The sequence below is a fragment of the Cohnella sp. CFH 77786 genome (genome assembly GCF_019400745.1).
Classification (GTDB): domain Bacteria; phylum Bacillota; class Bacilli; order Paenibacillales; family Paenibacillaceae; genus Cohnella.
In genome coordinates this window covers 23,682-32,444 of record NZ_WJIB01000029.1, presented here as the reverse complement: position 1 = coordinate 32,444, position 8,763 = coordinate 23,682, and the positions used below count along the sequence as shown (strand labels likewise).

Annotated in this window: 8 protein-coding genes; 7 read left to right on the top strand and 1 reads right to left on the bottom strand. The window is 55.7% G+C overall.

What is annotated here, in order from left to right; all coding sequences use genetic code 11:
* The 7 genes from GE107_RS25810 to GE107_RS25780 all read left to right on the top strand — a co-directional run.
* Positions 1–318 (top strand): hypothetical protein (locus tag GE107_RS25810; RefSeq protein WP_219644591.1); only part of this gene is annotated, 318 nt, incomplete at its 5' end.
* A 128-nt stretch (positions 319–446) separates the two neighbouring features.
* Positions 447–2,222, top strand: a complete 1,776-nt coding sequence (locus GE107_RS25805; RefSeq protein ID WP_219644590.1) for a cache domain-containing sensor histidine kinase — start codon at positions 447–449, stop codon at positions 2,220–2,222.
* On the top strand, positions 2,210–3,010 hold the full coding sequence (locus GE107_RS25800) for a response regulator transcription factor (RefSeq protein WP_219644589.1): 801 nt from the start codon (positions 2,210–2,212) through the stop codon (positions 3,008–3,010). The genes GE107_RS25805 and GE107_RS25800 overlap by 13 nt, the downstream gene beginning before the upstream one ends.
* A 119-nt stretch (positions 3,011–3,129) precedes the next feature.
* A complete protein-coding gene (locus GE107_RS25795) occupies positions 3,130–4,485 on the top strand; it encodes an ABC transporter substrate-binding protein (RefSeq protein ID WP_219644588.1) in 1,356 nt (451 codons plus the stop codon).
* Between the two features lie 103 nt (positions 4,486–4,588).
* Positions 4,589–5,479, top strand: a complete 891-nt coding sequence (locus GE107_RS25790; RefSeq protein ID WP_219644587.1) for a carbohydrate ABC transporter permease — start codon at positions 4,589–4,591, stop codon at positions 5,477–5,479.
* Positions 5,480–5,494: 15 nt separating this feature from the next.
* Complete coding sequence (locus tag GE107_RS25785; RefSeq protein WP_219644586.1) at positions 5,495–6,376, top strand: carbohydrate ABC transporter permease; 882 nt, start codon at positions 5,495–5,497, stop codon at positions 6,374–6,376.
* Between the two features lie 24 nt (positions 6,377–6,400).
* Complete coding sequence (locus GE107_RS25780; RefSeq protein ID WP_219644585.1) at positions 6,401–8,023, top strand: glycoside hydrolase family 43 protein; 1,623 nt, start codon at positions 6,401–6,403, stop codon at positions 8,021–8,023.
* Positions 8,024–8,235: 212 nt separating this feature from the next.
* On the opposite strand, the gene GE107_RS25775 is transcribed toward GE107_RS25780, so the two are convergent.
* Positions 8,236–8,691, bottom strand: a complete 456-nt coding sequence (locus GE107_RS25775) for a cupredoxin domain-containing protein (protein WP_219644584.1) — start codon at positions 8,689–8,691, stop codon at positions 8,236–8,238.
* Between the last annotated feature and the right edge of the window lie 72 nt (positions 8,692–8,763).

Here is an 8,763-nt window from a genome sequence, read left to right as displayed (position 1 = left end):
ACCCCGCACCCCGCACCCCGCATCCGCATCCTGCATCCCGCATCCGCATCCGCACCCCGCACCCCGCACCCCGCATCCGCATCCCGCACCCCGCACTACCCCGCATCCGCATCCGCATCCCGCATCCGGCATCCCGCATCCGCATCCCGCATCCGGCATCCCGCATCCGCATCCCGCATCCGGCATCCCGCATCCGGCATCCCGCATCCGGCATCTCGCATCCTGCATCCTGCATCCGGCATCCGGCATCCGGCATCCGGCATCCACTGTCTCCCTTCCGCGGCAGCCTTCCCGTACGCCGCCAACGAAATCGGGTAGTCCTGAGCGATTCCGACACCTACCGAATAAAAATTGCTATTTTACCAAATAAAATTGTTATTGCTTAAAGTCGCCCGGTGCTACAATCGGAAATATAACCGTTTTCTTTGCTCTAAGGGGAGACAGCGATGAAATTCATTCAGACGACCCGCACGCAGCTGTGGATCGGATTCGCGTCGGTCATGCTAACCGTCTTGATATGCGTAAGCTTCGTATCTTACACCTATGTCAGCAAGCTGTTGCTCAGCAACGCGGATCGCTATTCGGAGGAAATCGCGAGCCAGGCGACCGGCAGGTTGGAAGCGCTTTTAAACCAGATCGATACGATAACGCTGCAGGTGAACATGCTCCCGCAAGTTCAATATTTGCTCACGACGATCAAGGCGAAGAGGCCTGTCAACATCGACGAGCAGCTTTATTTGAGAGAGCCGATCATACGGTTGTCCAGCTACTTGAAGGTCATTCGCTCCGTCGATGTTTACTCGCTCGATAGGGCCGTGTACCCGGCGGACAACACGCTGCTTACCGATCGCATCGATCCGAAGTGGATCGCGGAAGCGGATAAGCACTCCGGGCAGCTCGTCTGGATCGGCTTAGAGGATAGCCGAAGCAACGGAGACAACGACTCCATCGTAGGTATTCGCCAAATCAGGCTGGAATCGGACAATTATCGAAAAGGCGGCTATATCGTCATTACGGCCAACTCCTCGCTGCTCGATTTTCTCGGCGGCTCGGTCGCCAGCATCGAGGGCAGCGCGATGTATTTGCTGAACGCGAACGGGGAGACGATCTCCGCCCGCCAAGACGGCAGCGCAAGCGTACCCACGGAAGTCCTGCTCGGCGACGATTCCGAAGTGAAAGTGAACGGAGCCTCGTACAAGCTGATCCGCAAGCCCGCCGGCCTGATGGGGTGGACGCTGGTCATGCAGCTTCCGCTCAGCAAGATCACGGAAGGAATCGGCGGCCTTAACCGGGTGTATTGGCTGATCGGGGCCGTCGGGCTGCTATTCTTCGTCATTCTGTCTTTTATTCTGTCGACGTGGGTGACGAGGCCGATCATTCATCTGATCAAAGTGATGCGCCGCACCCGCGACGGTGTTTTCCGAGAAAATCCGGAGTCGTATTCGAATCGGGAAATGAACGAGCTGAACTTCACGTACAACAAAATGGTGTCCAACATCAATCAATTGATAGATGAAGTGTACACGCAGGAAATCGTCCGGATGACGACGGAGATCAAGGCGCTGCAGGCGCAGATCCACCCGCACTTTCTCTATAACACGCTGGAGGCGTTCTATTGGTCACTCATCCAGAAAGGGGAGGACGAGCTCGCGTCTAAAGTCCTCAGCCTATCGAATTTATTCCGTTACGTGATCAAGCAAGAGAAAAGCGGAGCCCATCTCGTGTCGCTGGAGACGGAGATGAGCCATGTGTCCAGCTATCTCGAAATTATGGGCATGCGAATGGGAAGCAGGCTCGGCTGGCAGCTTACGACGGAGCCTGCAACCGCTTCTCTGCTTATTCCGAAGCTGCTCATTCAGCCGATCGTCGAAAACGCGATTTTGCACGGCATCGAGCCCAATATCGGTCCGGGCTGCGTGACGGTCCGGTCTCGCTTGGATGAAGACGGCCGAACGCTCATTATCGCCGTGGAAGACACGGGCACGGGGCTTGTCGAAGAAGAAGTCGAGGCGATCAACGATAAGCTGCAAAAGGGCGAACCGCTGGCCAGCAAGCGGACGGGCATCGGCCTGCACAATATCAGCAGGCTGATCCGGATCTATTACGGAGATTCGTTCGGCGTGTCGCTTAGGAGCAAGCTGGGACGGGGAACGCTTGTGGAGCTGAGACTCCCGGCGGCGGATTACTACGAAGAAGGGGCAGCAAGCGCATGGAACAAATGAACATTCTGATCGTCGACGACGAAGTGAACACGCGTCAGGGCATTTATTATATTCTTGAGCGCCATTACCAAGGCAAGCATAAGCTGTTGACCGCCGAGCATGGCTTGGAAGCTTATGGGATCATTTGCGCGAACAGAATCGACCTGCTGCTCTCCGACATCCGCATGCCCGGCATGTCCGGCATCGACCTGCTGACAAGATTGCACGAAGAAGAGAAAAAGGATATCGCCGTGCTGCTGTTAACCGGATACGCGGATTTCGAGTACGCACAGCAAGGCATTCGCTTGGGCATCTTGGATTACTTGTTGAAGCCCGTGGATAGGGACCAGCTCGTACGAGCAGTCGACCAAGCGTTGGAGTATCGCAAGGCAAGCCAAAGACAAAGGGCTATCGCGAAAAAATGGGAAGCCGCGCATTCGTCCGATGGGGAAGCGGAAGGAGCGGAGGGCGTAGAAAACCAGCTGATTAAGAAGGCGATCGCCTTTTTGAACGAGCATTTAGATGAAGAAAACAACGTGAAAGAAATCGCGCAGCACGTGCATTTGAGCCCGAGCTATTTCAGCGTCCTTTTCAAGGAGAAAACCGGACATACCTTCAGCGAATACGTGACGAAGCTGCGCCACCGCAAAGCGAAAGAGCTGCTGCTAGCGACCGCGACCGACATCAATCTTATCGCCGACCAGATCGGTTACCGTTCCTCCAGCTATTTTATCCGCGTCTTCAAAGACATCGAAGGCGTAACGCCGCGCCAATACCGCGATCAAGCGAACAAACAGTGGCAGGCTTGAGCGGGCCTCGGAAAACATCGAATCATAGTGCTATTTTGTCGAATGAGAGTTCGATCATGGAAAAATCCCCGTTGCTATACTGAAAGCGTAATCAAACTTCTTTATGGGGGATATCGACAATGAAAAAAGTTTTATCCGTCCTCATGGCATTCGCTTTGGTGCTGCTGGCCGCTTGCGGCCATAACGGCAGCAACGAAAAGTCGGCGGAGAGCACGCAGCCTGCATCCACGGAAGCGGCTTCGCCATCGCCGAGCGCATCCGAGGAGCCTTCCACCAAGCCGGCGAAAAACGTGGAGCTTAAGTTTTGGAGCTTCGAACCGAAGGACGACGCGAACCGCGAAATTTTCAAAAAGATCATCGACGATTTCAACAACAGCCATCCGAACATCAAGATCGTGCCGGAATATTTCAACGACGAGCCGTTCAAGCAGAAGATCAAAGTCGGCCTCGCCAGCAACGATCTGCCGGACATCTTCTCCTACTGGACGGGCGACCAATTCAAGACGCTGGTCGACGCTAACGCCGTAGGCGACATTACGGACGTGCTTGGCGCGGACGAGGCGTTCAAAAACTCCATCACGCCTGGCGGACTCGACGCTTATTCCTACAACGGCAAAAACTACGCGATCCCGACGCAGATCGCCTCCGTTAACCTATGGTACAACAAAGAAATTCTCGCCAAATACAACATCGCGCCTCCTCAGACTTGGGCCGAGTTATTGGCGGCAGTCGATACGCTCAACGCGAACAAAGTAACGCCGATTACGGTAGCGGGCAAAGACCGCTGGCCGGTGCTTCATTGGCTCTCCTACCTCCAGCAGCGCGTGGGCGGAGATTCGACGTTCGCGGCTGCAGCCGAAGCCAACGATTTCACGGGAGAATCTTTCGTCAAAGCGGGCGAGATGCTGAACGACTTGGCATTGAACCACAAAGGCTTCGTGAGCGGCTTCCTCGGCCTCGACTACGGCGCGGCGGAATCCATGTTCCTGAACGACAAAGCGGCATTTTACTTGCAAGGCGACTGGGCGGTAGGCTCCTTCACGCAGAAAGACGAATTCGCGGCGAAAGTCGGCTTCGTTCCGTTCCCTTCGGTCGACGGCGGCCAAGGCGCAAGCACGACGTACCAGGGCGGCTTCGGCATCGGCTACGCGATTTCGGCTAAAGCAGCGGAGAATTACAAAGCCGAAGCTTACGAGGCGCTGAAATACTTGTCCTCTTGGAAAACGCGCGAAGCGCTCACGAAGATGAACGGCACGACGCCTCCGTTCACCGATTTCCAAGCGCCGGAAGGCATGAAGCCGCTGGCGGCGGAAGTCATGAAATACGTCTCGTCCAACGCGAAAGGTTTCTTCCCGTACTACGACCAAGCGTTGAAACCGAAGCCTGCGGAAAACTTCCTGAACGCGGCTACGACGATCGCCGGCAAGAAAGGCGTAGACGTCAAAGCCGAGCTCGCGAAAATTACGCAAGAGTAACCGGATAATCGATGATAAGATGTCACGCCGACATGCGGTCTAGAGAAATCCGGACCGCATGTAGCATTATACGCACGAAATTACCCCTGAGAAGGTGACACCTATGTTGGAAAGAGGCTTCGCGAAATGGTCGAGCCGATTCCTTTTCACGATGCCCGCGATCGTCATTTATTCGGTTATGGTCATCGTTCCGATCGTTTACAGCATGTATTTGAGCTTCTTTACCTGGAACGGCATCGCCACGCAGCCTAAAGTGTTCGCGGGGCTGGACAATTGGACGAGGCTGCTGCACGACGAGACGATGCGCCAGGTCATGATCAACACGTTCAAGCTGACTTTTTTTGCCCTTATGATCCAGTTGCCCGCAGGCATGCTGTTTGCGCTGCTGCTGACGTCGAAAGTCAGATTCGGGCGCTGGTTCAAGACGATTTACTTTTTCCCCGTGATGATGTCCAGCACCGTGCTCGGCATCCTGTGGGGCCAAATTTACGATCCGAACATCGGCTTGCTCAACGCTCTGCTGACCAAGCTCGGGTTGGATCATCTCGTGCACGTCTGGCTCGGAGAAGCCGGCTATGCGCTCGGCTCGATCATCGCGGTCGTCGCTTGGCAGTTCATCGGCTTCTATGTCGTTGTCTACTATGCCGCGCTTCAGACGATTCCGGACGAAATCATCGAATCGGCCAAGATGGAAGGTGCGACGGAGCGCCTGATCGTGTTCCGTATCCGCATTCCGCTCATCTGGCACGTCATAACGTTCACGATTCTTAACTGCGTCATTAACTCGTTCCGCTATTTCGACTTGATTTATATCATGACCGAGGGCGGACCGAACGGATCGAGCGAAGTGATGTCGAGTTACATGTACAAACAAGCGTTCCAGTTCCTCGATTTCGGCTACGGCAGCTCGATCGCCGGGTTTATGTTCATTTTCAGCCTGATCGTCGCCGTCATTATCATCCGCTTGCTGCGCAGAGAGTCGTATCAGAACTAGAAAGGGGAGCTAAGCATGACAGATCAGGCAATACCGATGAACGCCTATGCACCGTCCGATAAATCGTATCCCAAGCTGCGCAAGGGCTTGGTTAGGGCGGCGATCTATCTAATCCTGATCTTGAATCTCGTGCTGACCGGTTATCCGCTCGTCTGGATGATCATCGGCGCGTTCAAGACGAACGAAGAATATTACGGCGATCCGTGGGGGTTCCCGAAGGCGCTGCAATGGGACAACTTCCGCCGCGCTTGGGAATACGGCGTCAAAGACTACATGTTCAACAGCTTCTACATCACGGCTCTCTCCGTGCTCGGATTGCTGCTCGTCGCTTCGCTCATTTCCTACTATTTGGCGAGAAGGCCGTTCAGAGGGTCCAAGTTCTTGCTGCTGTTTTTCCTGTTCGGGATGATGATTCCGGGGCAAAGTACGCTCATTCCGCTGACACTCCTTATGAAGGAGCTCGGCTTGCTGAACACGTTCTTTGCCTTGTTCTTCCCTTACGTCGCGTTCGGGCTGCCCGTTGCGGTATACTTGATGACAGGTTACTTCCAGCAAATTCCAAAAGAGCTTGATGAAGCGGCGACTGTGGACGGCAGCGGCATTTACCGGACGTTCGCGTCGATTTATTTGCCGCTCGGACGGCCGATCATCTCGACCATAACGATATTGAGCGCGTTCAGCATCTGGAACGAGTTCATTCTGCCTCTCGTGTTCGCGAACAAGGATTATTTGAAAGGGCTGCCGATCGGCCTGATGACGTTCCGCGGCGGATTCACGGCGGAGTATGCGGTCATTAGCGCGGCTCTCGTATTGGCGACGCTGCCGGTCATCTTGCTGTACCTGCTGCTGTCTAAACAAATAGAAAGCGGATTGACGGCCGGGGCGGTGAAAGGTTGATAGAGGGAGAAGGAGCGGATTTGAATGTCCATGATTCATAACCCGATTTTGCGAGGCTTTAATCCGGATCCATCGATCTTGCGCGTCGGCGAAGACTATTATATCGCGACGTCTACGTTCGAATGGTATCCGGGCGTGCAGATCCATCATTCGCGGGATTTGGTTCATTGGCGTGTACTGACGCGTCCGCTGGATTCGGCCCGGCTGCTTGATATGCGCGGCAACCCCAACTCGGGCGGAATTTGGGCGCCGTGTCTGACTTATTCGGATGGCCTCTATTATTTGCTCTATACGAATGTGAGAAGCTTGGCGGGGGCATACAAGGACACGCCGAATTACTTAGTGACGGCTGAAAGCATCGAGGGGCCTTGGAGCGATCCGATCTATTTGAACAGCAGCGGCTTCGATCCTTCGTTGTTCCATGACGACGACGGGCGCAAATGGGTGCTGAACATGATTTGGGATCACCGCGCAGGGCGCAATCCGTTTTACGGTATCGTCATACAGGAATATAGCGTGGAACAACGCAGGTTGGTCGGGGAGAAGCGGATCATCTTCAAGGGTACTTCGCTTGGAGGTACGGAAGGGCCGCATCTGTATAAGCGGGGCGGCTACTACTACCTCATGACCGCCGAGGGCGGAACGGGTTACGAGCACGCCGTGACGGTCGCTCGGTCGGAGAGTATGTTCGGCCCTTACGAGGTTGATCCGAGCAATCCGATGCTGACGGCTTTCGGAGCGCCTGAGCTGGCGTTGCAAAAAGCGGGCCATGCGAGCTTGGTCGAGACGCAGACGGGCGAATGGTACATCGCTCACCTCTGCGCTCGTCCGATCGAAGGATTGCAGCGTTCGCCGCTCGGGCGGGAAACGGCGTTGCAGCGCGTCGAGTGGACCGCGGACGGTTGGCTGAGGCTGGCGAATGGCGGAAACGGGGGCAGGAGGAGTCGTCCGAGCTTAGGGGTGCCAGCGCCTGCATTGGCGTGGCATCCGTTCGAGGCGTTGCCGGAGCGGGACGACTTCGACGCGGCGTCGCTTGCGATTTGGTGGAACACGCTGCGCGAACCGGCCAACGAAAGCTGGCTTAGCTTAACCGAACGGCCGGGTTATTTGCGCCTGCGCGGAAGAGAGTCTCTAAATTCCATGCACGAGCAAAGTCTCGTCGCAAGAAGGCTGCAATCGCTGGAAGCGGAAGCCGAGACGCGCGTGTCTTTCTCGCCGGAATCGTTCCAGCAGATGGCGGGAATGGTATGCTACTACAATACGAAGCATTACTATTATTTGCACGTGACGCATGATGAAGAGCTAGGTAAATGCCTGCGCATCGTCGCCAGCGACAACGGCGTCTATTCCGAGCCGCTGGGGCAGGGCGGGATCCCGCTGGATGACGCCGATGGGTGTTGCTTACGCGCGTCGATCTCGAAAGCCGGGCTTCGGTTCGGCTATTCTCTGGACGGCGAAGCGTGGGAAACGCTCGGTCCGACGCTGGACTTATCGAAGCTATCGGACGAATATTGCACGAAATTCGAGAACGGAACGTTTACCGACTGGGGCTTTACCGGAACATTCGTTGGCTTGTGCGCGCAAGATTTAACGGGCAAGCGGCTCACGGCGGACTTCGATTATTTCGTTTACCGGGAAATGGAATAGGCGCATACGATACGGCCGGCGGGACTAAGCTCCCGTCGGTTTTTTGCGTGCTTGGCAGCGCGTCGATATCTCCTCACGTCCATGAGACCTCCCACGGTAAGACGATTCACTTTCCTTCCATCTACCCGCCCATTTACCTGGAATGTCCTGTAACGCTTAGTTAGTTTGCCATACGCGGCGCACAACGAAAAGACGCCCTCGCGGGCGCCTTCTCATTGGACGACCAGGTAGCCGACCATCGGACCGCCGTTCGCGGGGACGTCGTGTGTCTGGCATACGATCGGATAGATGCCCGCTTCCGTCGGGGTAAACCGGACGATTGCCGTTTTCCCTTTGTTCACCACGCCCTTGACGTTGAGCCCTTCGATGACGAACGGATGGGACTGCCCGTTAATGCCCGAAATGCGGAGCTCGACCGGCCTGTTCTTCTGCACGACGATCGTGCCGGGATCCCAGCGGTACGATTCCAATTCTTTGCCGCTGCTCGAAGTGGCTCTGAACTCGCCCGTCACGAGCTGAAACACCTGCGGCGCCTCCGAGACCGCCGAAGGAGCGGACGCGGGTTTGGACTGCTGCCACCCGACGTACGCCCCGGCCAAAATGACCGCAACCGCCAATAGGGCGTACAGCTGCATTTTTTTGCGGTCGACAAACACGACTTTGCTCATGCCGTTCATTCCTCCTCAACTTTGTCCCTCTACCGAAGTCTATGCCCGGGCCCGTCCCCGCATGACAAGCCC

Bases quoted from the DNA above. Each gene is read 5' to 3' on its own strand.
- GE107_RS25780 (WP_219644585.1), top strand. From the start codon at position 6,401: ATGTCCATGATTCATAACCCGATTTTGCGAGGCTTTAATCCGGATCCA.
- GE107_RS25800 (WP_219644589.1), top strand. From the start codon at position 2,210: ATGGAACAAATGAACATTCTGATCGTCGACGACGAAGTGAACACGCGT.
- GE107_RS25790 (WP_219644587.1), top strand. From the start codon at position 4,589: ATGTTGGAAAGAGGCTTCGCGAAATGGTCGAGCCGATTCCTTTTCACG.
- GE107_RS25775 (WP_219644584.1), bottom strand. From the start codon at position 8,691: ATGAGCAAAGTCGTGTTTGTCGACCGCAAAAAAATGCAGCTGTACGCC.
- GE107_RS25785 (WP_219644586.1), top strand. From the start codon at position 5,495: ATGACAGATCAGGCAATACCGATGAACGCCTATGCACCGTCCGATAAA.
- GE107_RS25795 (WP_219644588.1), top strand. From the start codon at position 3,130: ATGAAAAAAGTTTTATCCGTCCTCATGGCATTCGCTTTGGTGCTGCTG.
- GE107_RS25805 (WP_219644590.1), top strand. From the start codon at position 447: ATGAAATTCATTCAGACGACCCGCACGCAGCTGTGGATCGGATTCGCG.